This is a genomic window from Leifsonia sp. NPDC080035, from assembly GCF_040050925.1.
Lineage (GTDB): Bacteria > Actinomycetota > Actinomycetes > Actinomycetales > Microbacteriaceae > Leifsonia.
The window spans coordinates 2,495,399-2,520,252 of record NZ_CP157390.1 but is presented as its reverse complement, the minus strand read 5'-3'; the positions used below and the strand labels follow the sequence as shown (position 1 = coordinate 2,520,252).

Annotated in this window: 23 protein-coding genes; 11 read left to right on the top strand and 12 right to left on the bottom strand. The window is 70.4% G+C overall.

Features of this window, described 5'->3' with window-relative positions:
• The first annotated feature begins 70 nt into the window (after window positions 1-70).
• Window positions 71-955: a glycosyltransferase gene (locus AAME72_RS12275; RefSeq protein WP_348786837.1), complete on the top strand. Its 885-nt coding sequence runs from the start codon at window positions 71-73 to the stop codon at window positions 953-955.
• An 18-nt stretch (window positions 956-973) separates the two neighbouring features.
• On the opposite strand, the gene AAME72_RS12270 is transcribed toward AAME72_RS12275, so the two are convergent.
• Genes AAME72_RS12270 through AAME72_RS12255 form a run of 4 tightly spaced genes read right to left on the bottom strand, consistent with a single transcriptional unit; the run spans window position 974 to window position 4,034 of the window.
• Complete coding sequence (locus tag AAME72_RS12270) at window positions 974-1,945, bottom strand: glycosyltransferase family 2 protein (RefSeq protein ID WP_348786836.1); 972 nt, start codon at window positions 1,943-1,945, stop codon at window positions 974-976.
• On the bottom strand, window positions 1,938-2,918 hold the full coding sequence (gene galE / locus AAME72_RS12265) for a UDP-glucose 4-epimerase GalE (protein WP_348786835.1): 981 nt from the start codon (window positions 2,916-2,918) through the stop codon (window positions 1,938-1,940). Before galE ends, AAME72_RS12270 begins: the two co-directional genes overlap by 8 nt.
• Before the next feature lie 46 nt (window positions 2,919-2,964).
• On the bottom strand, window positions 2,965-3,378 hold the full coding sequence (locus AAME72_RS12260; protein ID WP_348786834.1) for a DUF2304 domain-containing protein: 414 nt from the start codon (window positions 3,376-3,378) through the stop codon (window positions 2,965-2,967).
• Window positions 3,379-3,389: 11 nt separating this feature from the next.
• Window positions 3,390-4,034, bottom strand: a complete 645-nt coding sequence (locus AAME72_RS12255; protein WP_348786833.1) for a glycosyltransferase family 2 protein — start codon at window positions 4,032-4,034, stop codon at window positions 3,390-3,392.
• Window positions 4,035-4,302: 268 nt separating this feature from the next.
• Here AAME72_RS12255 and AAME72_RS12250 point away from each other — a divergent pair, with 268 nt between their 5' ends.
• From AAME72_RS12250 to AAME72_RS12230, 5 genes are read left to right on the top strand one after another with little or no spacing between them, the layout of a single operon-like run.
• Window positions 4,303-4,866 (top strand): acyltransferase, encoded by a 564-nt coding sequence (locus AAME72_RS12250; RefSeq protein WP_348786832.1) that lies wholly within the window; start codon window positions 4,303-4,305, stop codon window positions 4,864-4,866.
• Window positions 4,863-5,960, top strand: a complete 1,098-nt coding sequence (locus AAME72_RS12245; RefSeq protein ID WP_348786831.1) for a DegT/DnrJ/EryC1/StrS family aminotransferase — start codon at window positions 4,863-4,865, stop codon at window positions 5,958-5,960. The genes AAME72_RS12250 and AAME72_RS12245 overlap by 4 nt, the downstream gene beginning before the upstream one ends.
• Complete coding sequence (locus AAME72_RS12240) at window positions 5,960-6,952, top strand: Gfo/Idh/MocA family oxidoreductase (RefSeq protein ID WP_348786830.1); 993 nt, start codon at window positions 5,960-5,962, stop codon at window positions 6,950-6,952. The genes AAME72_RS12245 and AAME72_RS12240 overlap by 1 nt, the downstream gene beginning before the upstream one ends.
• On the top strand, window positions 6,949-8,124 hold the full coding sequence (locus AAME72_RS12235; protein ID WP_348786829.1) for a glycosyltransferase family 4 protein: 1,176 nt from the start codon (window positions 6,949-6,951) through the stop codon (window positions 8,122-8,124). Before AAME72_RS12240 ends, AAME72_RS12235 begins: the two co-directional genes overlap by 4 nt.
• Window positions 8,125-8,181: 57 nt before the next feature.
• Window positions 8,182-8,838, top strand: a complete 657-nt coding sequence (locus tag AAME72_RS12230) for a hypothetical protein (RefSeq protein WP_348786828.1) — start codon at window positions 8,182-8,184, stop codon at window positions 8,836-8,838.
• On the opposite strand, the gene wecB is transcribed toward AAME72_RS12230, so the two are convergent.
• The gene (gene wecB, locus AAME72_RS12225) at window positions 8,835-9,893 is read right to left on the bottom strand and encodes a UDP-N-acetylglucosamine 2-epimerase (non-hydrolyzing) (protein WP_348786827.1); all 1,059 of its coding nucleotides are present in this window, start codon (window positions 9,891-9,893) and stop codon (window positions 8,835-8,837) included. The two genes, AAME72_RS12230 and wecB, sit on opposite strands and share 4 nt — an antisense overlap.
• A gap of 81 nt (window positions 9,894-9,974) precedes the next feature.
• Here wecB and AAME72_RS12220 point away from each other — a divergent pair, with 81 nt between their 5' ends.
• Window positions 9,975-11,267 (top strand): nucleotide sugar dehydrogenase, encoded by a 1,293-nt coding sequence (locus AAME72_RS12220; RefSeq protein ID WP_348786826.1) that lies wholly within the window; start codon window positions 9,975-9,977, stop codon window positions 11,265-11,267.
• On the opposite strand, the gene AAME72_RS12215 is transcribed toward AAME72_RS12220, so the two are convergent.
• Window positions 11,240-12,892 (bottom strand): DUF2142 domain-containing protein, encoded by a 1,653-nt coding sequence (locus tag AAME72_RS12215; RefSeq protein ID WP_348786825.1) that lies wholly within the window; start codon window positions 12,890-12,892, stop codon window positions 11,240-11,242. The genes AAME72_RS12220 and AAME72_RS12215 overlap by 28 nt on opposite strands.
• Window positions 12,893-12,966: 74 nt before the next feature.
• On the opposite strand from AAME72_RS12215, the gene AAME72_RS12210 reads away from it, so the two are divergent.
• Window positions 12,967-14,064 carry a glycosyltransferase family 4 protein gene (locus tag AAME72_RS12210; protein WP_348786824.1) on the top strand — a complete coding sequence of 366 codons (1,098 nt, stop codon included), beginning with the start codon at window positions 12,967-12,969 and terminating at the stop codon, window positions 14,062-14,064.
• A gap of 3 nt (window positions 14,065-14,067) precedes the next feature.
• On the opposite strand, the gene AAME72_RS12205 is transcribed toward AAME72_RS12210, so the two are convergent.
• Both AAME72_RS12205 and AAME72_RS12200 read right to left on the bottom strand, forming a co-directional pair.
• A complete protein-coding gene (locus AAME72_RS12205; protein WP_348786823.1) occupies window positions 14,068-15,465 on the bottom strand; it encodes a hypothetical protein in 1,398 nt (465 codons plus the stop codon).
• A 5-nt stretch (window positions 15,466-15,470) separates the two neighbouring features.
• On the bottom strand, window positions 15,471-17,957 hold the full coding sequence (locus AAME72_RS12200; RefSeq protein ID WP_348786822.1) for a glycosyltransferase: 2,487 nt from the start codon (window positions 17,955-17,957) through the stop codon (window positions 15,471-15,473).
• A 120-nt stretch (window positions 17,958-18,077) separates the two neighbouring features.
• Here AAME72_RS12200 and AAME72_RS12195 point away from each other — a divergent pair, with 120 nt between their 5' ends.
• Complete coding sequence (locus AAME72_RS12195; protein WP_348786821.1) at window positions 18,078-19,478, top strand: glycosyltransferase; 1,401 nt, start codon at window positions 18,078-18,080, stop codon at window positions 19,476-19,478.
• Here the strand turns inward: AAME72_RS12195 and AAME72_RS12190 are convergent.
• On the bottom strand, window positions 19,475-20,395 hold the full coding sequence (locus AAME72_RS12190) for a glycosyltransferase family 2 protein (protein WP_348790129.1): 921 nt from the start codon (window positions 20,393-20,395) through the stop codon (window positions 19,475-19,477). The genes AAME72_RS12195 and AAME72_RS12190 overlap by 4 nt on opposite strands.
• Window positions 20,396-20,423: 28 nt before the next feature.
• Here AAME72_RS12190 and AAME72_RS12185 point away from each other — a divergent pair, with 28 nt between their 5' ends.
• Window positions 20,424-21,260 carry an ABC transporter permease gene (locus AAME72_RS12185; protein WP_348786820.1) on the top strand — a complete coding sequence of 279 codons (837 nt, stop codon included), beginning with the start codon at window positions 20,424-20,426 and terminating at the stop codon, window positions 21,258-21,260.
• Complete coding sequence (locus AAME72_RS12180) at window positions 21,257-21,988, top strand: ABC transporter ATP-binding protein (protein WP_348786819.1); 732 nt, start codon at window positions 21,257-21,259, stop codon at window positions 21,986-21,988. Before AAME72_RS12185 ends, AAME72_RS12180 begins: the two co-directional genes overlap by 4 nt.
• A gap of 25 nt (window positions 21,989-22,013) precedes the next feature.
• On the opposite strand, the gene AAME72_RS12175 is transcribed toward AAME72_RS12180, so the two are convergent.
• From AAME72_RS12175 to rfbC, 3 genes are read right to left on the bottom strand one after another with little or no spacing between them, the layout of a single operon-like run.
• Entirely contained in the window at window positions 22,014-23,369 is a 1,356-nt protein-coding gene (locus tag AAME72_RS12175; protein WP_348786818.1) for a phospholipid carrier-dependent glycosyltransferase, read from the bottom strand.
• Complete coding sequence (gene rfbA, locus AAME72_RS12170; protein ID WP_348786817.1) at window positions 23,366-24,229, bottom strand: glucose-1-phosphate thymidylyltransferase RfbA; 864 nt, start codon at window positions 24,227-24,229, stop codon at window positions 23,366-23,368. Before rfbA ends, AAME72_RS12175 begins: the two co-directional genes overlap by 4 nt.
• A gap of 15 nt (window positions 24,230-24,244) precedes the next feature.
• Window positions 24,245-24,850 (bottom strand): dTDP-4-dehydrorhamnose 3,5-epimerase, encoded by a 606-nt coding sequence (rfbC, locus tag AAME72_RS12165; RefSeq protein ID WP_348786816.1) that lies wholly within the window; start codon window positions 24,848-24,850, stop codon window positions 24,245-24,247.
• Between the last annotated feature and the right edge of the window lie 4 nt (window positions 24,851-24,854).

Below are 24,854 nucleotides of genomic sequence, written 5' to 3'. Positions count from 1 at the left end.
TAGACGGTTGAAACGAGGACGCAGCCACGACTCGCAGCAGCCCAACCCTACGACGAAAGTCTGGACGTTAGTGACGATCGACATCATGATGCCCTTCTACGGGGATCCTGTGCTTTTCCGCAGGGCCGTGGAGAGCGTCCTGGCGCAGACCGATCCGGATTGGCGCCTGGTGGTCGTCGACGACGTGTACCCCGATCCCGCGCCCGGCGAGTGGCTGCGCAGCATCGACGACGACCGCATCGAGTACCTCCGCAACGACGCCAACCTCGGCGTCTCCGGGAACTTCGCGAAGTGCCTCGCGCTGGTGACCAGCGACCACTTCGTGCTCATGGGGTGCGACGACCTGCTGGAGCCCGGGTACGTCGGCCGGATGAGCAGCGCCATCGCCGAGCACCCGACCGCGTCGTACTTCCAGCCCGGTGTCACCGTGGTGAACGGCGCCGGCGAGAAGGCGAGCCCGCTGCCGGACACGGTCAAGCGGCTCTCGCGCCCGCGCAGCTCCGGAACGATCATCCTCTCCGGGGAGAAGCTGGCGAGCAGCCTGCTGCGCGGCAACTGGACGTACTTCCCGTCGATCTGCTGGAACACGGAGGTCGTGCGTCCGTACGGGTTCGCCGACGGCTTCGAGGTGGTCCTCGACCTCGCCCTCCAGCTGGAGATCATCCGCGGCGGCGGCTCGCTCGTCGTGCTCCCGGACCGGCTGTTCCGCTACCGCCGGCACGCGGGGAGCGTGTCGTCGTGGTCCGCGGAGGACGGATCGCGCTTCGCCGAGGAGCGCGCGTTCTTCGCGAGCGCGCGGACGATGATGGACGACGCCGGCTGGCACCACGCCGGGCGGGTCGCCCGCATGCACCTGTCGTCACGGCTGAACGCCGCCTCCAAGCTGCCGGGCGCGCTGCGCAGGCGCAACACGGCGGACGTGCGCTCGCTCACCCGGCACATCGTCGGTCGCTGACCGCGCCCGTCGGCCGCCTCAGACCGGCTGCACGAGGTCGCGGAGCACGTCGCGCATGCCGCCGCCGTAGCGTGCATAGCGCCCGCTCGCGAGCTCGCGCAGCACGGGCGGCACGCGCAGCAGGCGCGCGGCGGGATAGCCGGAGCGCACGCGTTCGTGCCGGAGCTTGGCCGCGAGCTCTGCCCGACGGGCGGTGTCGCCCGGATGCTCCCGCTCGAAGCGGTCGAACAGGTCCTGCGCCCTGGCCAGGAGCCGGGCGTTCCTGGCCGTGCGCGGCGCGCGCAGCCTGCCCAGTGCGGACTCCGCGGTCAGCCGGCTCGCCCCGATCTGGTTGCGGCCGTGGATGCGGTAGTCCGTCAGCGTCCGCCTGCTCACCCGCAGGCCGCCGAGCAGCGCGGCCTGCATGGCGAGCCACTCGTCGTGCACCCACGACTCCGGGAACGGCATCGCCGCCTCGGCGAGGCTCCTGCGCAGGGCAACCGTCGCTCCGGTGACGATGTTGCGGCGCAGCAGCACCTTCTCGCCGTCGCCGCGCTCCTCGGCACCGAGCTCCCTCTCCCCCACGCCGAGCGTCCCGAACAGGGTGTCGCCGGTCGGCTCCCCTGCGCCGTCGACGATCCGCGCGTCGGTGTGCACGAGCAGGGCTCCGTGCTCCGCGAGCACGCCGACCAGCGCCTCGACCTTGCCCGGTGCCCAGACGTCGTCCTGGTCGCACAGCAGCACGATGTCGCCGGTGGTCGCCCGGACGGCCTTCTCGAAGTTGCCGGTGACGCCGAGCGGCTCCTCGTTGTGCAGGATGATGACCCGCGTGCCCGCCGGGGCGTTCGCACGGAACTCCTCGAGAAGCGCCCTGGTCCGGTCGGTGGACGCGTCGTCAGACAGGACGATCTCGTCGACGGGCCTGGTCTGCTCCCGGACGCTCCGCAGCTGCTCGGCCAGGTGCTCCTGTCCGTTGTGCGTGCAGAGCGCGACCGAGACGCGCTCAGGCATGTCCGCCGGCGACCAGCAGCTCGTGCGACCGCCACGCCGAGGTGACGATCTCGCGCAGGCCGTGCTCCGCCACCCAGCCGAGCTCGTCCCTCGCCAGCGACGGGTCGGCGACGACGACGGCGGGGTCGCCCTCGCGCCGGGCGGCGATCCTCGGCTCGATCCGGACGCCAGAGGCCTGCTCGATCGCCTCGACCATCTCGCGGACCGAGCTGCCGACGCCGGTGCCGATGTTGTAGGCGCGGTTGCCGCGGATGCGTCCCTCCACGACGGCGCCGAGCGCGGCCAGGTGGGCGGAGGCGAGGTCGGCGACGTGGATGTAGTCGCGCACGCACGTGCCGTCGGGGGTGGGATAGTCCGCCCCGAAGATCACCGGCGACTCGCCGGCGTCGAGCTTCTCGAAGACCATCGGCACGAGATTCAGCACGGCCGTGTCGCCGAGCTCCGGCGATCCGGCTCCCGCGACGTTGAAGTAGCGCAGGCTCGCCGAGTGGAACGGCCGCGACGCCGCGACCGCCGCCAGCATCTGCTCGCCGACGAGCTTGGTGTGGCCGTACGGGTTGATGGGCAGCGCCGGCGCCGACTCGGGGATGCTCTCGCCTTCGGAGAGGCCGTAGACCGCCGCGGACGACGAGAACACCATCGCCTCCACTCCCGCCGCCTCCATCGCGAGCAGGAGGTTCGCCATGCCGCCGACGTTCTGCTGGTAGTACCAGGCCGGACGCTGCACGGACTCGTTCACGCGCTTGCGCCCCGCGAAGTGGATGACCGCATCCACTCCGGCGAGCGCATCGGAGACGACGCCGATGGAGGCGGGCTCGGAGAGCTCCGAGCGCACGATCGGGACACCGGGGATGCGGCGCTCGTCGCCGGTCCGCAGGTCGTCGACGACGACCACCTCGTCGCCGCGCTCGCGGAGCTGACGCACGACATGGCTGCCGATGTACCCGGCCCCGCCGGTGACCAGGACTCTCATGCCGACAGTCTAGAAGAGGGCGTCCGGTGGATCCCTGAGGCGCAGGTCAGCCGGCGGAATCCGTCCGCGGCTCCTCCTCGGCGTCGACCGTCTTCCTCGGCACGGCGTCGAGCGACTCGGGGTCGGGCGCGCGCATGATCGCGAGCTGCCGCGCGAGCTGAGTGATCTCCTGCTCGGTCTTGCGGTGCCGGCGCTGCATGAGCAGCGAGTTCCCGATGAACACGACGAAGAGCGCATAGAGGAGGAGGTCCGTTCCTCTGCCGACCCCGACCAGTCGCGCGACGGCGGTGACGGACGAGGGGAAGATGACCGCGACCACGAGCAGCAGCAGCAGCGCCACCATCACCAGGCGCCGGATGGCGAGATGGCGCGCACCGCGACCGGGGAGCATCAGGAACACCGCGAACGCGGCGAAGACGATGATGAGCAGGATCTTGATGACGAGCTGGCCGGTGTCCATGAGGATCTCGATTACTTGAGGAAGAGGTCGGAAAGGATGTTGACGGAGTTCCACACCGACTGGCCCTTGGAGCGCGAGTAGTCGGTGTAGAGCACGTGCACGGGCGCCTCTGCCCAGCGCAGCTTGTTCCGCCCGATCTCGGCGACGATCTCCGAGGCGTGCGCCATCCGGTTCTGCATGATCTGGATCGACTCCGCCGCGTGCCGGTTCAGCGCGCGCAGGCCGTTGTGGGCGTCGGTCAGCTGAACCCCGCTGCTCATCCGCTCGAACACGACGCCGGCGCGTAGCACGACCTTCTTGAGCGGGGAGAGCGTGGTCCGGTCGTCGAGGAACCGCGAGCCGACGACGATGTCCAGTGGTGCCGAGTCCAGCATCCCCACCATCGTCAGCGCGTCCTCGACGCGGTGCTGGCCGTCGGAGTCGAAGGTGACGAAGAAGTCGGCCTCCGGGTCCTGGAGTGCGTAGTCCAGCCCGGTCCGGATCGCGGCACCCTGCCCCAGGTTGATCGGGTGCTGCACGACGACGGCGCCGCCGGCGCGCGCCTCGGCCGCGGAGTCGTCTGTGCTGCCGTCGTCGACGCAGACGATCTTCGGGAAGACGGTGCGCGCCTCCTCCATGACGGAGCGGACGACGGTGGCTTCGTTGTAGAGCGGCACGACAAGCCAGGTACGCTGCTCGACGGGGATGGAAATGGTCGGCTCCTCGTGGATGTGCGGTCCGAGACCGCGATGGGCGGGACCATTTTAGCTTGCGCGCCCGGATGCGCCTGGGAGCGCACGGGCACCCGAGCGGCGATTCTGCGCCGTTCCATAGCCCGCGGGCCCGCGATGCCCTGCGCCTCCGTGATAGTTTCGGTAGGAACTTCTTGCAGCCTCCGTTCGAAAGAGGACCCCCGCCTTGGTATTCGTCGCCCCCGGAGCAGACGTGTCGCCGGAAGCCACGATCGGCGACGATTCGAAGATCTGGCATCTCGCGCAGGTCCGCGAGTCCGCCGTGATCGGCTCGGAGTGCATCGTCGGTCGCGGTGCGTACATCGGAACCGGTGTGCGCATCGGAGACCGCTGCAAGATCCAGAACCACGCCCTGGTGTACGAGCCTGCGGTGCTGGAGGACGGCGTCTTCGTCGGCCCGGCCGTCGTCTTCACCAACGACACCCACCCGCGCGCCGTGACTCCGGACGGCCGTCTGAAGTCCGCCGACGAGTGGGAGGCGGTGGGTGTGACGGTGCGCCACGGTGCGTCCATCGGGGCGCGCGCCGTGTGCGTCGCGCCCGTGACGATCGGCCGGTGGGCTCTCGTCGCCGCCGGCTCCGTCGTCGTCAAGGACGTCCCCGATTTCGCGCTCGTCGCCGGAGTGCCCGCCCGCCGCATCGGCTGGGTCGGCAGGGCCGGCGTCCAGCTGGTGGCGGACGCGGACGGCTGGCGCTGCCCAGAGACCGGCACCCGCTACACCGAGGCCGACGGAACTCTCAGAGAGGTTGAAGCATGACCACCGACACCACGTTCATCCCGGCCGCGCGCCCCATCGTCGGGGATGCCGAGCGTGCCGCGGTCGACGCCGTCCTCGCCTCCGGGATGCTCGCGCAGGGCTCCGAGGTCGCGGCCTTCGAGCAGGAGTTCGGCGACGCCCTCGTCGGCGGCCGCCGCAGCGTCGCCGTCAACTCCGGCACGTCCGGCCTGCACCTCGGCCTGCTCGCCGCGGGTATCGGCCCCGGCGACGAGGTCGTCGTGCCGTCGTTCACGTTCGCCGCGACCGCCAACTCCGTCGCGCTGACCGGCGCCACCCCGGTCTTCGCCGACATCGACCCCGCCACCTTCACGCTGGACCCCGCCGCCGTGGAGGCCGTGCTCACCGAGCGCACCGCCGGGATCATGCCCGTGCACCTCTACGGCCAGCCGGCCGACATGGACGGCCTCGGCGCGCTCGCGCAGAGCCGCGGTCTCGCGATCTTCGAGGATGCGGCACAGGCGCACGGCGCGACGCTGCACGGGGCGCCGGTCGGCACGTTCGGCACATTCGGCGTCTTCAGCCTCTACCCCACCAAGAACATGACCTCCGGCGAGGGCGGCATGGTCTCCACCGACGACGACGAGGTGCACCGCCGCCTGCGCCTGCTGCGCAACCAGGGCATGGAGCGGCAGTACCACAACGAGCTGGTCGGCTTCAACGCGCGCATGACGGACATCCACGCCGCCATCGGCCGCGTCCAGCTCACCAAGCTCCCGGAGTGGACGCGACAGCGCCAGCAGAACGCCGCCGTGCTCGACGCCCGCCTGCGCGGCGTCGTGACGCCGGCCGTCCGCGAGGACGCCACCCACGTCTACCACCAGTACACGATCCGCGTCCCCGAGGACCGCGACGGCTTCTCGGCCGCGCTGCGCGAGGAGTACGGGATCGGATCCGGCGTCTACTACCCGGTGCCGAACCACCGGCTGCCGTCGTTCGCGCGCACCGAGGACCTGCCGGAGACGGAGCGCGCCGCCGCCGAGGTGCTCTCGCTACCCGTCCACCCGTCTCTCACGGACGAGGACCTCGACCGCATCGTGACCGCCGTCAACGCGCTCGCGGGAGCGGGTGCCTGATGGCCGAGCTGAGGGTCGGCCTGGTCGGCGTCGGGATGATGGGGCGTCACCACGCCCGCGTGATCCAGGAGACCGAGGGCGTCGTGCTCGCCGGTGTCGCCGATGAGGCGGGCGATCCCCGCCGCGTCGCGGGCGACGCGCCGCTGCACCGCTCCGTGAGCGAGCTGATCGCCTCCGGCATCGACGCCGCGGTCGTCGCCGTGCCGACGCAGGCGCACGAGGCGATCGCGCTGGAGCTGGCGGATGCCGGTGTCCACGCGCTGATCGAGAAGCCGATCACGGCGGACACCGAGTCGGGCACGCGCGTCGTCGAGGCGTTCGAGAAGGCCGGACTCGTCGGGGCCGTCGGTCACATCGAGCGCTACAACCCGGCCCTGCAGAGCCTCCGCCAGCGGATCGACGCCGGCGAGCTCGGCGACGTGTACCAGATCGCGACCCGCCGCCAGGGCCCCTTCCCCGCTCGCATCGCGGACGTCGGCGTCGTCAAGGACCTCGCCACCCACGACATCGACGCGACCGCCTGGCTCGTGCAGAGCCGGTACGCGACCGTCTTCGCCCACACCAGCTCGCGCAGCGGGCGGGCGCACGAGGACATGGTCTCCGCGGCGGCGCAGCTGGAGAACGGGATCATCACCAACCACCTCGTCAACTGGCTCTCTCCGATGAAGGAGCGCGTCACCGTCGTCACGGGCGAGCGCGGCGCGTTCGTCGCCGACACCGTGAGCGCAGACCTGACCTTCTTCGAGAACGGCACGTTCTCGATGGAGTGGGAGTCCGTGATGGCCTTCCGCGGCGTCTCCGAGGGCACGGTCACCCGCTACGCGCTGAACAAGCGCGAGCCGCTTCGTGTGGAGCACGAGGCGTTCCGTGACGCCATCCTGGGCGTGCGGTCCGACATCGTGACCATGCGCGAGGGCCTGGAGAACGTCCGGGTGGCCGAGGCGCTGCTCCGCTCGGCGGAACTCGCCGGGTCCGTCAAGGTGGAGCGGTGACCCGACGACCTCGAGTCCTTCTCGCCACGCGGCTGTACGCACCGGAGGTCGCCGCGGCTGCTTTCCGGCTCCGCGCGCTCGCGCGCGGTCTCGCGGGTGAGAACGCCGAGGTGCGTGTCGTCACCACCAGACCCCCACGCTCCGCGCCGCCCGCGCCGCGCGACGCCGGCGTCAGCGTCTCCCGCTTCCCGGTCCTCCGTGACAGGGGCGGCAACGTGCGCGGCTACATCCAGTACCTCAGCTTCGACATCCCGCTGTTCTTCCGGCTGCTGTTCTCGCGGGCCGACCTCGTCATCTCCGAGCCGCCGCCCACCACCGGCGTGGTCGTGGCCGTCACCTCGTGGCTGCACCGCCGCCCCTTCGTCCACTACGCAGCGGACATCTGGACCGACGGCGTCATCGCGCTGGGTGCGCCCCGGTTCGTCGTTGCGGTGATGCGCGCGCTGGAGCGGTTCACTCTGCGACGGGCCGCCCTCGTCCTCTCGGTCTCGGACGGCGTCGCCGAGCGGGCGACGGAGTTCGGGGTCGACCCTGACAGGATCGCCACGGTCGGCAACGGCGTCGACACCGACACGTTCCGTCGCGACGGTGAATCGGAGCGGGATGCACGGCCGACGTTCGTCTACACCGGCTCCATGTCGGAGTGGCAGACGCCGGCGATCTTCGTGCGCGCGCTCCCCCGCGTCCTGGAGGAGTTCCCCGACGCCCGCATCGTCTTCTTCGGCCAGGGCGTCGAGGAGGAGGCGACCCGCGAACTCGCTCAGCAGCTCGTCGGCGACGCCGCGTACTTCGGGGGCGTCGTCCCCCCGGCGGAGGCTGCCCGCTGGCTGCGCGGCGCGACCGCGGCGCTCGCCAGCATCACTCCCGGCATCGGCTACGACTTCGCCAAACCCACCAAGATCTACGCGGCCGCGGCCTGCGGTGCTCCCGTCGTCTTCGCGGGTGTCGGCGCCGGCGCGGAGCTGGTCGCCGAGAACGGACTCGGCTGGCGGGCAGGCTACGACCCCGCCGCAGTGGCGGAGGCGATGCTCGCCGCCGCGCGCGACGAGGCGTCCGGCGTGCGCGACGCGCGCGCGGAGGAACGCAGCAGGTGGGTGGACGAGAACGCGTCCCTCTCCGCGATCGGCCGCCTGGGCGGCCGGGCCGCTCTCGGCGCCATCCGGGGCGCCTGACACGACCCGAGAACGGGGCGTGGCCGGCCCGAAGGCACAACACGTATGATGTGCCGCATGAGCGGATCGCGGACGGCAGGACGGAACGCGACGGCCGCTGCCGCCCTCATCGCGACTGCCGCGCTGCTGACGGGTTGCGCGACGACGACCGCGGTCGCGGCCGGCACCACCGCAGAACCGAGCGCCGCCTCCCCCACCGCGGTCCCGACCGCGCCGGCCGAGCGGGCCTGGGTGGGCACCCCGTCCGCCACTCTCGAGGCCGCTGAGCGCGTCGTCAGCGCGGCGACGCTGGGGCACGACGACGTCTTCGCCGGGACGGCGTACGCGCACGACTATTCGGTTCTGACCGTCTACGCCACCGACCTGGATGCGCCCGCCGTGGCCGGTCTGACGGCCGCTCTCCGCGGTCGGCCGGCTGCGTCCCAGGTGCGCTTCGAGAAGGTGCGGCATTCGCAGGCAGACCTGCTCGCCGCCGTCGCGTCCATCCACCTGGACGCCATCGCCGGCTTCCGGTCGGTCGGTCCCGACGCCGTCACCAACCGCCTGACTCTGGGGCGCGATGACACGGCAGGGGAAGGACCCGCGGTCGGCACGACGGTCCCGCTGTCTCAGCTGACCGGCGGTCCGGCCGGCGGTGCCGGCGAGATCCTGGTCGACGTCGTGCGTGAGCAGGGCGAGTTCACGGCCGCCCCCGCCCCCGCGGTCGGCCGCTAGGCGCTGCGGGCGCTGAGCGCCTCGAGGACCCGCTCCGCGGCGTGGCCGTCGCCGTACGGCTGCGCGTCGGTGGGCTCAGGGGCCGGGCGCTCGACGACGGCACGGAGGACGGAGAGGTCCGCGTCGACGAGGACGTTCCAGCCGAGCTCGACCGTCTCCACCCACTCCGTCTCGCTGCGCACCGTCGTGCACGGCACCCGAAGCAGGAACGCCTCCTTCTGCAGGCCGCCGGAGTCGGTCACGACGCCGGCGCTGCGCGAGACCGCCGACACCAGCTGCGGGTAGGCGAGCGGCTCCCGCACCACGATCGAGCCGGTCTCGAGCCGGACGCCGCCGGCCTCGGCCGCCGCGCGCAGGCGGGGGTGCGCGAGCAGCATCACGGGCTTGCCCAGCGCGGCGAGCTGCTCGACGATCGCACCGAGGCGCGCAGGGTCGTCCGTGTTGTCCGGGCGGTGCAGCGTCGCGACGTAGTACTCGCCGTCGCCGTGCTCCGGGAAGGGGCCGGGTGCGCCCTGCTGGGCGTCGCGGACGCGGTAGAGCACGTCCGTCATCACGTCGCCGACCAGAACGCTGCGGGCGGCGAGGCCCTCGGTCGCGAGGTGGTCCATGGCCACCTGCGTCGGCGCGAGCAGGAGGTCGGCCGCGTGGTCGGTGAGCACCCGGTTGTGCTCCTCCGGCATCCGCCGGTTGAACGACCGCAGTCCGGCCTCCAGGTGGGCCAGCGGGATGTGCAGCTTCACCGCGGCGACGGCCGCGGCGAGCGTCGAGTTGGTGTCGCCGTAGACGAGCACCCAGTCGGGGCGGAAGCGTTCCAGCTCCGGCTCGATCGCGGCGAGCATCGCGCCGGTCTGCGCGCCGTGGTTCCCGGACCCGATCGCCAGGTTCACGTCGGGCTCCGGGATGCCGAGATCGCGGAAGAACACGTCCGACATCAGCTCGTCGTAGTGCTGACCGGTGTGGATGACGATGTGCTCGGCGTGCCCGTCGAACGCCGCGGCGATCGGGGCGAGCTTGACGAACTGGGGGCGGGCTCCGACGACACTGAGTACGCGCATCCACCCAGCTTAGGCGCAACGGGGCCGGCGGTCGCCCGGGCACGGAGAGCGGCGCCGCGGACCACGTAGAATCGATCCATCATGAGAATCTCCGTCGTCGCCCTCGGAAAGATCGGGCTGCCGCTCGCCGTCCAGTACGCATCGAAGGGACACGACGTCGTCGGCGTCGATGTCAACCCGTCGGTCGTCGCCTCCGTCAACGCGGGCACCGCCCCGTTCCCCGGCGAGACCGGCCTCGACGAGAAGCTGGCGGAGGTCGTCTCGGCCGGCCGCCTGCGCGCGACCACCGACTACGCGGAGGCGATCCCGGAGGCGGAGGCCGTCGTCATCGTCGTCCCGCTCTTCGTCGACGAGGAGGCCCGTCCCGACTGGACGTGGATGGACGCCGCGACGACCTCGGTCGGTGAGAACCTGCGCCCCGGCACCCTGGTCTCCTACGAGACCACCCTCCCGGTCGGCACGACCCGCACCCGCTGGGCGCCGCGGCTCGAGGAGCTCTCCGGCCTGACCGAGGGCACCGACTTCCACGTCGCCTTCTCCCCCGAGCGCGTGCTCTCCGGCCGGATCTTCGCGGACCTGCGCCGCTACCCGAAGCTGATCGGCGGTCTCAGCGAGGCCGGCGCCGCCCGCGCGACGGCTTTCTACGAGGCCGTCCTCGACTTCGACGAGCGCACAGACCTGGAGCGCCCGAACGGCGTCTGGGACCTGGGCTCGGCGGAGGCGGCCGAGTTCGCAAAGCTCGCCGAGACCACCTACCGCGACGTCAACATCGCCCTCGCCAACCAGTTCGCGCGCTTCGCGGAGCGCTCGGGCATCGACGTGTACCAGGTCATCGAGGCGTCGAACTCGCAACCGTACAGCCACATCCACCGGCCCGGGATCGCGGTCGGCGGCCACTGCATCCCCGTCTACCCGCGCCTCTACCTGTGGAACGACCCTGAGGCGACCGTCGTGCGCACCGCGCGCGAGGCCAACGCCCTGATGCCGTCGCACGCCGTCGACCTGCTGGAGGAGGCGCTGGGCGGCCTGCAGGGCGCCCGTGTCGTCGTGCTCGGCGCCGCCTACCGCGGCGGCGTCAAGGAGACCGCGTTCTCGGGCGTCTTCCCCACGGTCTCCGAACTGACCGACCGCGGCGCCGTGCCCGTCGTGCACGACCCGCTCTACACCGACGAGGAGCTCGAGAAGCTCGGCTTCACGCCGTACCACCTCGGGGAGCAGGCCGACGCGGTCGTAATCCAGGCCGACCACGCCGAGTACCGTACGATCGGCGCCGCCGAGATCCCCGGCGTGCGCGCCGTGGTCGACGGCCGCCGGATCAGCTCCGAGGACGCGTGGGGCGGGGTCCCCTACCGCGTCATCGGAACGGCGGTCTGACCCGGCCTCTCCGGCTCGACGGCCGGGACGTCCGATCCGGGCGTCCCGGCCGTTTCCGCGTTCTCGGGCGTCAGCTCGAGGTCGTCGGCCTCCGGCGCCCGCCCACTCGTCGAGGCGGGGCCGGTCGTCTCCGGCGGCAGCTCGGGACCTGCGACGGGCTCCGGCGTCCGCGTGTACAGCAGCGCGATCGCGACGGCGCCCGCGAAGGTGACCGTGCCGAACGCCCACAGCAGCATCGGCGAGAACGGGCCGAGCCACCACTGCTGCACGTAGTGGTTGAGGTTCGGGTCGGTGACCTGCAGGCCGGAGATGTACCGGCGGATGTTCGTGTGCAGGGCGACCGCGTTGGCCACCGTGAGGGCGGCGGCGACGGAGATCGTCTGGAAGCGGGAGAAGACCAGCGGCCTGCGCTCGGTCTGCAGCAGCATGAAGCCGACGAACATGATCAGCAGCGGCAGGACGTAGCGCGGCTGCACCTCCTGCCCGACCAGCGCCTTGCCCTGATACAGCACCCAGCTCGGGACAGCCACCAGGGCGAGACCGACGACGAGCACGCCCCAGAGCTTCCGCTTCCCGAACGAGACGGCGCCGGCGAACAGCGCGGCCCCGAGGACCCCGATGGCGAACACCCACACGACGGCGGGCATCGGGGTGTCGATCCAGCCGAGACCCCACGTCCCCAGCGCCCCGGCGTACAGGTTGGGGAGCTGGACGATGTTGTTCCAGATCAGGTCGAGGGGCGGCAGGGAGCTCGCCTGGTGCCCGCCGACGAGGCCCGTCGTCGACGCCGTGGACTTCGAGCCGAGGTAGAAGAGGATGCCGAGCACGACGATGACGGCCGGGGCGATGCACTTCAGGGCGAACTCGCGAGTGCGCCGGAACTCGAAGATCGTCACCGCCACCGCGGCGACGGCGACGTAGGCCGCCGAATCCGGTCGCGCACCGGCTCCCATCAGGGCGCCGACGGCGGCCAGCGCGCCCAGTCCCCACATCCGCCGCCCCCTGGTCTCGAAGAAGCCGAGGAGGGCCAGCCAGAGCGTGCCGCCGGACAGGATCGCCCACGAACTGGGGTTGTTCGAGGCGATCAGGAACATCCCGAGCGGAACGACCGTCGCTGACCACATCCAGAGCATCGTCGTCCGCCTGATGCGTGGGAGCAACCAGAACAGCAGCGTCCCGAGCCCGGCGAAGAGGAGGACGTTGAACGCCCGCATCACCATGGCGGAGCGGCCGACGTCCTCGCTGGCGAACACGCCCGTCACCGTGTAGTAGATGGGCGGGTACGCGCCGGCGTAGTTCCAGCGCTTCGTCGCCACCGGGGCGGCCTCGCTGCTCTCGCCGGCGATCCGGCACTGCGTGTACGTCCCGCCTCCGCGGCCGCAGGTGATCTTCACGATCGCCGCAGGCACCGCGCGCTGGATCGGCTGGCCGGGGACGTCGGCGCAGAGGCCGGCCCGCTCGCCCAGACCGCAGTAGCTACTGGCCAGGTGGAAGTCGTCGTCGGGGCTGGTGCCGAGGGGCGACGACACCGCCCAGGAGGCGAGAGCCAGGAAGATCAGGATGGGGACCAGGAAGATCGCCCGGAAGCGTCGGCGTGCGGGGCGAACGGGTTGAGCGGAGGACACCACGGAAGTCTACCGATGCCCCGCTGGGCGCCCGACCCGGGCGCTGCGCATGGCCGCTGCCGTAGGATGAACCGATGCCAAGAAGAGTCGCCGTCGTCACGACCTGGTTCCCCTCCGACGAGCGCCCGACGGAGGCGCCGTTCAACCTGGACCACAGCCGCGCGATCGCGCGCAGCGCCGATGTCTCCGTGATCCACCTGCGCCTCGGCGGCAGCGGGAGCATCCGCACCGAGGACTACGCCGGCTTCCGCGTGACCCGCATCCCGCTCTCGCCACGGCACCCCCTGCGCGCGCTGCGAGGATTGCGGATCCTGCTGCTGCGTGCGCGCCGCGCGGACATCGTCCAGACGATGGCGTTCTCCTCCATCCTCGCCGTCGCCCTGATCCGGCCCTGGCTGCGCCGCCCGTGGGCGCACATCGAGCACTGGAACGGCGTCTCCCGGCCGGAGTCCGTCGGCAGGCTCTGGCACACGTTCCGCTGGCTCCGCCGGCTGATCGGCCTCACCGACTTCGTCGGCGGCGTGACGGGCGAGCTGACGCGGTGCCTGGAGCACTTCGCGAAGGGGAAGCCCTCCGAGGTCGTACCGTGCGTGGTGGAGAATCCGGAGCCGATCCCGGCCGCCCGCCCCGACGGCCTGCACCTCGTGGCCCTGGGCGGCCTCATCCCCCGCAAGAACCCCCTGCTCGCCGTGGACGTCGTCGCCGCGTTGCGCGAGCGTCACCCGGAGGTGACGATGCGCTGGGTGGGTGACGGCCCGCAGCGCGCGGAGGTCGCTGCACGGATCGCCGACCTCGGACTCGGCGACGTGTTCACGCTGGTGGGCAACGTGCCGCCCGAGCGGCGGTTCCGCGAGTTCGCCCCGGCGTCGATCTACTTCCTGCCGACGACCCAGGAGAACTTCTTCACCTCCGCCGCGGAAGCGCTCTCCGCCGGTGTGCCGGTCGTCGCGGCGCGCGTCGGCGGCTTCACCGATTTCGCCGACGAGTCCAACTCGGTCCTCATCGGGCGCGACGAAATGCGCGTCGAGCCCTTCGTGACGGCCATCGAGACGGCCGCTGAGCGGTTCGCAGGCGTCGCCCCGGCGACGATCGCCGAGCCGATCCGCGCCCGATTCGGGATGGACGCGCTGGCCGAGCAGTTCGACCGCATCCACACGTCCCTGCTCGCCTGAGCGTCAGCCCGCCGGTAGAAGGAACGACAACCCCCAGCAGGCGATGCCGACGACCGCGACGACGGTTCCGATCCAGGGCTTGCGCCGGTACAGCAGCCCCGCGCAGAGCAGGTAGAACGGGATGAGCGGGATGCCGTACCGGGCGGGCAGCGCGAAGTAGTAGCCCGCCGTGACGATGGTCAGGACGGCCAGGGCGGGGCCGATCAGCAACGCGATCGCGAACGACGAGACCGCGATCGACTCCCCGATCGAGCCGCGGCGTTCGACGGCGGCGGCGCCGAGCACCCCGCTCACGATGACCCAGGTCAGCACACTCGCGAGCACGAGGCCGACCGGGCCGAGCATCTGGCCGTCGACCGCGCCGTTGGCGGGGCCGGCGAAGAACTTGAACATCTCGGAGACCAGCTCCGCGACGCCGAAGTGGGTCGCGGTGCCCTGGTCGGCGCTCGGGCCGACCCGGATCGCGGTGCGGACCGCCAGCCAGAGCACCTCCAACAGTAGCGGGACGACCGCGATCACGACGCCGGCCAGGAACCGTCGGTCCTTCAGCCACGCCAGAAGCCGAGCACCGAAGCCGATGCCGCGGGCGCCGAAGGCCGACCAGCCGGCACGCAGCAGCAGGAACACCACCGCGACGGCGACCGCGCCGTAGTTCTGCACCTTGATGAGGGTGGCGACGGTGGCCAGCACCGCGAGCACGAGCAGACCGAAACGCTTCCCGTCCTCGAAGCGCAGGATGCCCCAGAGCATCGCCGCGCCCGCGAGCAGCGCCGGGGCGTCGGTGGAGACGTAGGTGTTCGACCACATCGCCGGCAGCGAGCCCACCATGAGCATCCCGAGCCCGAACGAGAGCAGCGGGCCGACCTTAAGCCTGCGCAGGCTGAGGTAGAGCAGCACGGCGGCGGCGGCCAGCCAGATCCATCCGGTCAGCCTGCCCGCGTCGGTCAGATCGTGGACGCCGAGCCACTGGAACGGTTGCGCGAGCACCCAGGTCACCGCGAAGTAGATCGGGGTGTAGATGTCGGCGGAGTTCGTCCCTGCGGTCGGGAACGCGGAATCGGGCGAGCTGTCCGCCGTGCGGCACAGGGTTGCGGGGTACTGGCCGATGAGCCGGACGCCGCGGCAGGCGAGCGACTCGCGTGCGTAGTCGCCGGTGTGCTCCCCGCCACGCACGATCCCCTGCGAGGGGACCTTGGCAAGGTAGTCGATGTAGACGTACTCGTCGATCGGCGAGATCGCCCGGTGCTCGCCCACCTGCACGATGCCGACGAGCAGGCTCGCGATCACCAGCAGCGCGCCGAAGACCCAGTCGATCCGCGCGCCTCGCCGCCGGACTCCGCTCTCCGGCGCCGCGGCGGGCGCCTCCGTCGGCTCGGCCGCTCGCGCCTCGGTCTGCTCCACCGGGCCTACTTCGAGCGCCGGAGGCGGTTCTTGACCTTGCGCACGACGACCTGCGGGCCGCCGTTGCGCAGGTAGTGGACGACCAGTTCCGCGTCGTGGCGGATGCCGTGCTTCTTCCGGCGCGGCGGCTTCGAGGACGGGACGAAGCCGGCCTGGAAGGTGCCGTCCGCCACGAGGTCCGCGGCGTGGTGCGGCGCACGGACGAAGTCGACGAGCGGCTGCAGCACCGAGTCCCACGTGTAGGACTCGCGCACCCGCCTGAGGTTCTTGACCGCCTTGCGCCGGAAGGCGTCGTCGTAGAGGACCCGCTCCAGGGCGGCGGCCAACGCGTCGACGTCATCGGCCGGAACCGCGACGCCGAGCGTCTCCGCACGCACCAGGTCGGCGAAGTGGTCGCCCTCGGTGACCACCATGGGCAGCTCGGCCCACAGGTAGTCGAGGATGCGCGTCCGGAACGAGAACGTGGTCTCGATGTGCGCGTGGTGCGTGCTCACGCCCGCGTCCGCCTCGAGCAGGTAGTTCTGGCGGTCGGCGAAGTCGACCCAGCTGTCGTTGAAGACGACCACCGAGTCGAGCACGCCGAGCTCCGCGGCGAGCGCGCGCGACTCGGCGACGATCGCCATCTCCGGCACGCCGGGGTGCGGGTGCTTGACGCCCTGGAAGAACAGCCGAGTCTGCGGGCGGGTCTCCGCCAGCCGGGCGACCGCCCTGATCAGGGTCTGCGGGTCGAACCAGTTGTAGAGGCCGCCGCTCCAGATGAGAATCTTCTCCTCCTCGCCGAACCCGTCCCGCACGCCGCGGAGCACCGGCTTGACGTGCTTCGGCGGCTGGCTGGAGAGACCGAACGGGACGACGGCGAGCAGACCGTCGAGGTCGGGGTCGCCCTCGTACGTGGCCGGGTTGACACGGCCGAGGCCGGCGAGCTGGCCGAGGTAGAAGTGCTTCTGGCGCTCGGAGGCGCACAGGAAGAAGTCGGCGCGTGCGAGCTGCTCGTTCAGGACCTCGGTCGCGTCGGCGACCTGACGCTTCCACTGCGCCTCCGGCAGCTGCCGCGCCTGCTCGAGCTGCTCCAGGTGCATCGGGTCGTAGATATCGGCGACGATGATCTTGGACGAGCTGCTGATCGACTCGAACAGCGCCATCGCGAGGCCCTGGAACACGATGACGTCCGCCCACTCCTCGAGCGGCTTCATCGCGCGGTCGTCTCCCGGGCGCACGTGGACGAGGTCGAACGGCGCCGTCACGTCGCCGACCCCGGCGAGCGAGACGAGGGTGACCGAGTGCTCCGCGCTCAGCGCCTCCGCGATGTTCCAGGCGCGGATCGCCGGCCCGGCCAGCTGCTGACCGACCGGATCGCCGGTGATGACGAGCACCTTCGTGCCGGTGGGGCCGTCGAGGACGTCGAACGTCTCCACGAGCGACTCGTAGCCCTCGAGATAACGGTCCGTCGTGAACGAGGGCGCGTCGGTCTGGCCGAAGAGCCGCCACACCTGCGCATCCGAGACGACGCGGGTCGACTGGATGCGCTCGCGCGCCTCCCGCAGCTGCGGCAGGTGCTCCACGAACTGGTCGATGGCGTACAGGCTGGAGAGGGCCACCTTCGGAACAGACGCGTTCGGGGCGGCGTCGTCGTCGGACGCGCGCAGATCGAACGCCGTGGTGTCCACCTGGCCCTTCTCGACGCCTCGGCGGACGCTGAGGGCCATGCTCGCCTGCAGGGTCGTGCCGAGCGCCTCGTCGCCGAGGTTCTTGAACTGGGTGTACAGGGCGTTGCGTTCGAGGAGGTAGTCCTCCTTGTATGCGCCGAAACCGCCCATCGAGGCGTGGTGCTTGTGGAAGGCGACCGATGCCGGCTCGTAGACGTAGCGCCAGCCGGCGAGGTTGAGCCGCCAGCCGAGGTCGACGTCCTCGAAGAACATGAAGTAGGACTTGTCGAAGCCGCCGAGCGCGTCGTAGACGTCGCGGCGGACGAACATCGCCGACCCGGTGCCGAAGAGCACGTCGTGCGCCCTGCCGTCGTCGGCGGGGGCCGGCTGCGCGGTCAGCGGCTTGTAGCCCATCCCGAACCAGGTGAGGGCGGCGCCGATGTAGTCGACGTTCTCGCCCTCCCAGTCCAGCACCTTGCTCGCGACCGCGCCGATGCGCGCGTTCTCGCCGAAGCGGGTGACCGCCGCGCGCACCCACGCCGCGTCCGGCCTGGCGTCATTGTTGAGGAACGCGACGAACTCGCCGGAGGACCGGGAGACGCCGAGGTTGCAGCCGCCGGCGAACCCGAGGTTCTCCTTCGACGGCACGACGAGCACGTCGTCGCCCGCCTCCGCCTGCAGCCGCTCGAGGCTGTCGTCTCCTGAGCCGTTCTCGACGACGACGAGTTCCAGCCGGTCGGACGGCCAGTCCAGCTCGCGGAGGTGACGCAGCGCTTGCAGCGTGTCGTCCGTACCGCGGAAGTTGACCAGCACGACCGAGACGACACCGGGTTTCGAGGCTGACATTGCATCCTTTTCGGTAGCGGGCAATCCCGCCGATTCTAGCAAAGCCGGAAGAGTGGGCCCCTGGCGCGGCGTGCTACTGTCCGAAGGCGTCGGAACACGAGGAATAACGGGTATCGGGGAATGGCAACGGAAGACGAGCGCGGCACGACCAAGGTCTTGGTGATCACACCGGATTCGCTGGGCAAGCGGATGGCGGGACCGGCGATCCGGGCATGGGAGATGGCGACAGTGCTCTCCGACGTCGCCGACGTCCGGCTGGTGTCCACCGTTGCCGCCGACCTCGAGTCGACGCGTTTCCCCGTCGGATTCGCCGACGAGGCGACGCTGCGCGGTCACGTCGCCTGGGCCGACGTCGTCGTCTTCCAGGGCCACGTGCTCTCGAGCTTCCCGTGGATCAAGCGCGCCCCGGTGATCATCGTCGCCGACATCTACGACCCGATGCACCTCGAGCAGCTCGAGCAGACCGTCGGGATGCCGGAGGACGACCGGCTCCGGGCGATCCTGGAGACCGCGGAGGTCCTGAACGACCAGATCGAGCGCGCCGACTTCATGATGTGCGCGTCGGAGAAGCAGCGGGACTTCTGGCTCGGCCAGCTCGCCGCCGTCTACCGCGTGAACCCGTTCACCTACGGCGACGACCCGAGCCTTCGGCGCCTGCTCTCCGTGGTGCCGTTCGGCATCCAGGACCAGCCGCCCGTGCAGCGAACGCACGGCATCAAGGGCGTCGTTCCCGGCATCGCCGAGACGGACAAGGTCATCCTCTGGGGCGGCGGGATCTACAACTGGTTCGACCCCATCACGCTCATCGAGGCCGTCGAGCTGCTGAGCGCGCGCCACGACGACGTCCGGCTGTTCTTCCTCGGCGCCGGACATCCCAACCGGCACGTCCCCAAGATGGAGATGGTGACGAAGGCGCGCGACCTCGCCGACGCGAAGGGCCTCGCCGGCACCTCGGTCTTCTTCCATGACGACTGGGTGCCGTACAACGAGCGCGCCGACTTCCTGCTGGACGCCGACCTCGGCGCGAGCACCCACTTCGAGCACCTGGAGACCGCGTTCAGCTTCCGCACGCGCATCCTGGACTACCTCTGGGCCTCGCTGCCGATCGTCACGACCGACGGCGACACCTTCGCCGGTCTCGTGCGCGAGCACGGCCTCGGCAGGGTCGTCCCGCCGGTGGATGCGGCGGCCCTCGCCGACGCGCTCGAGTCCGTTCTCTACGACGAGGCGGAGTCCGCGGCGATCACGGAACGCGTCCGCGAGTTCGCCGAGACCATGCGCTGGAGGAAGGTCCTGGCGCCGCTCGTGGAGTTCGTGAAGGATCCGCACCCGGCCCCCGACTCCCCGCTCACCCTGCTCACCCCGCGCACGCGCATCATCGCGGATCTGCAGACCCGCATCCGCGGCATGGAGTCGAGCACCTCCTGGCGGGTCACGCTCCCGATCCGCCTGGTCAAGGACGTGATCTCCCCCTCGGCCGGCCGCAGTCGCCGTCGCCGGGGCGCCGGGGGCACGCGCTAGCTGTCGGCCTTGCGCTGCGCGACCCACGAGCGCGCGGCGAGGCCGACGCCGAGGGTCAGCCTCACGGGCGCGAGCAGCACGCCGCTGTACTTCTTGTGCAGGAAGCGCCGGGCGCTCTCGTGGTGCGCGGCGACCATCGCCGCCTGGTTGGTACGCGTCGAGTGCGCACCGGAGTGCACGACCGACACGTCCGGCTGATACACGTTCCGGTAGCCGGCGAGGCCGAGCCGGTAGCCGAGGTCGACGTCCTCGAAGTACATGAAGAACTCCTCGTCGAACCCGCCGACGGCCTCGAACGCGCTGCGGCGGACCAGCACGCAGGAACCCGAGAGCCAGCCGGCGTCGCGGCGGCCGCCCGACTCGGTGGAGCGTTTGTAGCGGCGCGTCCACGGGTTGTCCGGCCACAGGTTGGCGAAGAGCGCGTGACCGACGCCGCTGCGGATGGAGGGCACGTCCCTGGCGGACGGGTAGACCTCGCCCTCGGCCGTGAGCACAGCGGGTCCGACGCTGCCGATGTCCGGCGCCTCCGCACCGGTACGGATCAGGGTGTCGACGACACCGGGTGCGAGGACGACGTCGGGGTTGCTGATCAGCACCCAGTCGATCTCGACGGGGAGCGTCGCGATCGCCCTGTTGATCGCGCCGCCGTAGCCGTGGTTGGCGTCCAGCGGGACGTAGCGCGCACCGGCGGCCCTGACGATCGTCTCGACCGGCGAATCCGGCGCGGGCGCGTTGTCCGCGACCACCACGTCGACCCCCGCGGCGATGTCCTCCGCGAGCCCGGAGAGGAAGCCAGGCAGCACGCCCTCCGAGCCGTAGCTGACCGTCACGACGGCCGCGCGGGGTCGGGCGTCGCGGGCTGGCTCGGTCATGATCCGTTCAATCCTAGTTGTATGCTGGAGTGTCTTGTGGCCGATAGGCCAGCACCCGCACGAACGAGGATCGATGAGCTACATCAAAGAAGTCCTCGGCGCCCGAGAACTCCTATCGAACCTCGTGCTCCGAGAGGTCAGGGGCCAGTACAAGCGTACGATTTTCGGCCGGCTCTGGTCCCTGGTCAGCCCCCTCGCCTCGATGCTGGTCTACACGTTCGTGTTCTCGTTCGTGTTCCGCGTCGCACCGCCGAAGGGCGACCCGAGCGGTCTCGACTTCTACGCGCTCTGGCTGCTCTGCGGCCTGCTGCCGTGGACGTTCTTCTCCACGGCGGTCTCGACGGGGATGGGCTCGCTCGTCGCCAACGCGGGGCTGATCACGAAGGTCTACTTCCCGCGTCTCGTGCTCCCGGTCTCGACCGTGTTCTCGGTCGCGTACAACTGGCTCTTCGAGATGGCCATCCTGATCATCGCCCTGCTCGTCGTCGGCGGCTTCGTGTGGCCGTGGCTGCCGCTCGTCGTGCTCGCGATGCTCGTGCTGGCGGTGTTCGCCACCGGCGTCGCGCTGCTGCTCTCGATCGCGAACGTCTACTTCCGGGACACCCAGTACCTGCTGACGATCGTCCTGCAGTTCTGGATGTACATGACCCCGATCGTCTACCCGATCAAGCTGGTGGCCGATCAGTCGGAGAAGATCGGCGGCCTGCTCGGCACCCCGATCACCGTCCTCGACATCTACGAGCTGAACCCGATGCTCCACTTCGTCGGGGTGTTCCGGTCCCTGCTCTACGACAACACCTGGCCGACGGTGCCCGATACCGTCGCGTGCCTCGTGTGGGCCATCCTCGCCCTCGCGATCGGCGGCTGGGTGTTCGCCCGCAAGGAGAAGAGATTGGCTGAACTGCTGTGACCGATATCGCGGTGGAAGTCGCCGACGTCAGCAAGAAGTTCCGGCTGTACCACGAGCGCAATCAGAGCCTGAAGTCCGCCATCGCGCGGCGCCGGGTGTCGGTGCACGAGGACTTCTGGGCACTGAAGGACGTGTCGTTCGAGGTGCCGACGGGTTCCACGTTCGGCCTGATCGGGAGCAACGGCTCCGGCAAGTCCACCCTGCTCAAGTGCCTTGCGAAGATCTACTACCCCGAGAAGGGCTCCATCCGCGCCAACGGCTCGCTCGCGGCGATGCTGGAGGTCGGTTCCGGCTTCCACCCGGAGCTCTCGGGCCGCGAGAACATCTACCTGAACGGCTCCATCCTCGGCATGGGCCGCAAGGAGGTCGACCGCAAGTTCGACGAGATCGTCGCCTTCTCGGGTGTGCAGCACTTCATCGACCAGCCGGTGAAGAACTACTCCTCCGGCATGTACGTGCGCCTCGGCTTCTCGGTCGCGATCAGCGTCGAGCCGGAGATCCTCGTCGTGGACGAGGTGCTCGCGGTCGGCGACGCGGAGTTCCAGAAGCGCTGCCAGCTCAAGTTCCAGGACTTCCACGCGCAGGGCAGGACGGTCATCCTCGTGAGCCACTCGCTCGCGACGGTCGAGGAGATGTGCGACCACGCCGCCTGGCTCGACAAGGGCGTGCTGCGCACGGTCGGCGACGTGGAGACGACCGTCGAGGCGTACCAGGCGTCCCTGCACTAGACGTCGCCGCCGCAGGCCCGCCCGGTCAGCGGTGCAGGATGGCGTAGACGACGATCACGACGCAGCAGAACGCGCCGTAGCCGATCAGGAGCCACGTCGCCAGCCGATTGCGGACGATGAGTGCCAGTGCGGTCATGAACGCCGGGATCAACGCGATGCCGTAGCGCGGCGGCACAGGGTAGACGCCGCCGAGCGCGACGCTCATGGCCAGTGCCAGAAGCGGTGCGAAGACCACGAGCGAGACGGCCGTCGCGATCCCGAACGCCTTGGTCGCGATGGAGCGCGTCGCCATAAACAGCGCACCGACGACACCGGCGATCGGCAGCCACTGCATCGGCAGCTGAACGATCGCGGGCAGCCGCCAGCCCGGGTTCCAGCCTGCGAACAGGAGCGGACCGGGGTCGACGAACACCGTCGCCATGGTGAGCAGCCAGCGCACGCCGATCGGTCCCGCCGACTCGACGCCCTGGCCGATGGCCGGCCCGACGGCGATCAGGGCGCGCACGCCGATCCAGAGCACCTGCGCCGCGACGGCTGCGACCGCACTGACGACCGCGATCAGGATGAGCCGCCGCCGGTGGTCGCGTCCCAGCGGCTCCGTACCCCGCCGCCAGAGGGCGTACATCAGCAGGATGAGCACGGCCAGCCCGACCCCGAGCAGCGTGGTGACCTTCGTCAATGCGCAGACCACCGCGATCGGCACCAGCCACCAGCCCCCGCCTTTCCCGTCGATCGCGCGGAAGGCGATGAGCAGCGCCGCGGCCCCCGCGAGGAGCACGGGAGCGTCGGTGGAGATGTAGGTGGACGACCAGTAGGTGGACGGCGACGCGATCACGATCAGCCCGACGCCGAGGGTCACGAGCTTCGGGACGCCGAAGCGCCGGAGCAGGAGGTAGAGGACGAGCACGCCGCCGGACAGCCAGAACAGGCCGCTCAGCCGCGCCGCGGTGAGAAAGTCGATGCCGGTGACGGCATGGATGGCCTCGCCGATCGCCCAGGTGACCGCGAAGTAGGTGGGCGGGTAGATGTCCGCGCTGGTCTTCGCGCCCTGCGGGTAGCGCGACAGGTCGGAGTAGTCGCTGCCGCACGGGTCTCCCCTGCGGCCGTACGCATCGCCGAAGCACGACATCTGCTCGAGCGCGCCCTTCCCGAGGGTCTCGCCGCGGTGGACGATGCCCTGCGACGGGATCTTGAGCGTGTAGTCGTAATAGACCCACTCGTCCAGCGGCGAGAGCGCCTGGGTGTGCCGCACCGTCACGACGCCCGTCACCAGCAGGGAGGCAAGGACCAGGACGATCGGGACCCAGTTGAGCAGCGTCCACGCCCGGAACCGGCGGCCGCGGTGAAGCGGCGGTGCGATCCCGGGCGTGGTGGCGGTCATGCCTCGAGGAGCCTCTTCAGGTACCGGCCGTAGCCGCTCTTGATGAGCGGCTTCGCCAGCTCGCCCAGCTGTTCATCCGAGATCCAGCCCGCGCGCCAGGCGATCTCCTCGACGCAGCCGATCTTGAAGCCCTGGCGGTCTTCGATGACCCGCACGTATTCGGACGCCTGCATCATCGACTCGAACGTCCCGGTGTCCAGCCACGCGGTGCCCCGGTCGAGCACCTGCACCTGCAGCTTGCCAGCCTCCAGGTAGCGCTCGTTGACCGTCGAGATCTCGAGCTCACCGCGCGCGCTCGGCGTGATGCTCTTCGCGATCCGCACGATGTCGTTGTCGTAGAAGTAGAGCCCTGGGACGGCGAAGTTGCTCTTCGGGGTCGCCGGCTTCTCCTCGATCGAGAGTGCCCGGAAGTCGTCGTCGAACTCGACGACACCGTAGGCGGTCGGGTCGCTGACCTGGTAAGCGAAGATGAGGGCGCCGTCGATGTCGTTGTGCGCACGGAGCGCCGAGCCGAGCCCGCTGCCGTGGAAGATGTTGTCCCCGAGCACCAGTGCGACGGACTCGTCGCCGATGAACTCCTCGCCGATGATGAACGCCTGGGCGAGACCGTCCGGAGAGGGCTGGACGGCGTACTCGATCCGGATGCCGAGGTGCGAGCCGTCACCGAACAGCGCACGGAACTGGTCGTTGTACTCCGGCGTCGTGATGATGAGGACTTCGTTGATGCCGGCCATCATCAGCGTGGACAGGGGGTAGTAGACCATCGGCTTGTCGTAGATCGGCATGAGCTGCTTGGAGATGCCCTTGGTGATGGGCCACAGCCGCGTGCCGGATCCGCCGGCGAGGATGATTCCGCGCATGGTGTCGAGTGTTCCTTACTTGTCGTCGAGCGACGCGTAGAACGCGCGCGCCGCGTCCCAGGTCGGCAGCAGTCCGCTCTCGGCGGCGTCGGCGAGGCTCGGCGCCTCGGTGTCCTTCGGCGAGAGCAGCAGCTCGTCCGCCGGGACGGGGAACTCGAGCGCGATCTGCGGGTCGAGCGGGTTGATCCCGTGCTCGCGGGTGGGGTTGTAGACGTCGGTGACGAGGTAGCTCACCGTCGCGTCGTCGGTCAGCGCCACGAAGCAGTGCCCGAGGCCCTCGGCGACGTAGATCGCCCGGCGGTCGGTGTCGTCCAGCAGCACCGAGTCCCACTTCCCGAACGTCGGCGAGCCGACGCGGATGTCGATCACGAAGTCGAGCACGGCGCCGCGCGGCGCCATCACGTACTTGGCCTGGCTCGGCGGGATGTCCGCGAAGTGGATGCCGCGGACCGACCCGCGTCGGGACACCGAGGTGTTCCCCTGCTTGAGGTCCAAGGAGTGGCCGACAGCCTCCTCCAGCCGGTCGAACCGGTAGAACTCGAAGAAGAGTCCGCGGTCGTCGGCGTGCTGGACCGGGGTGATCTCGTAGGCGTCGGGGATGCTCAGCTCGCGAATCTGCACTCCG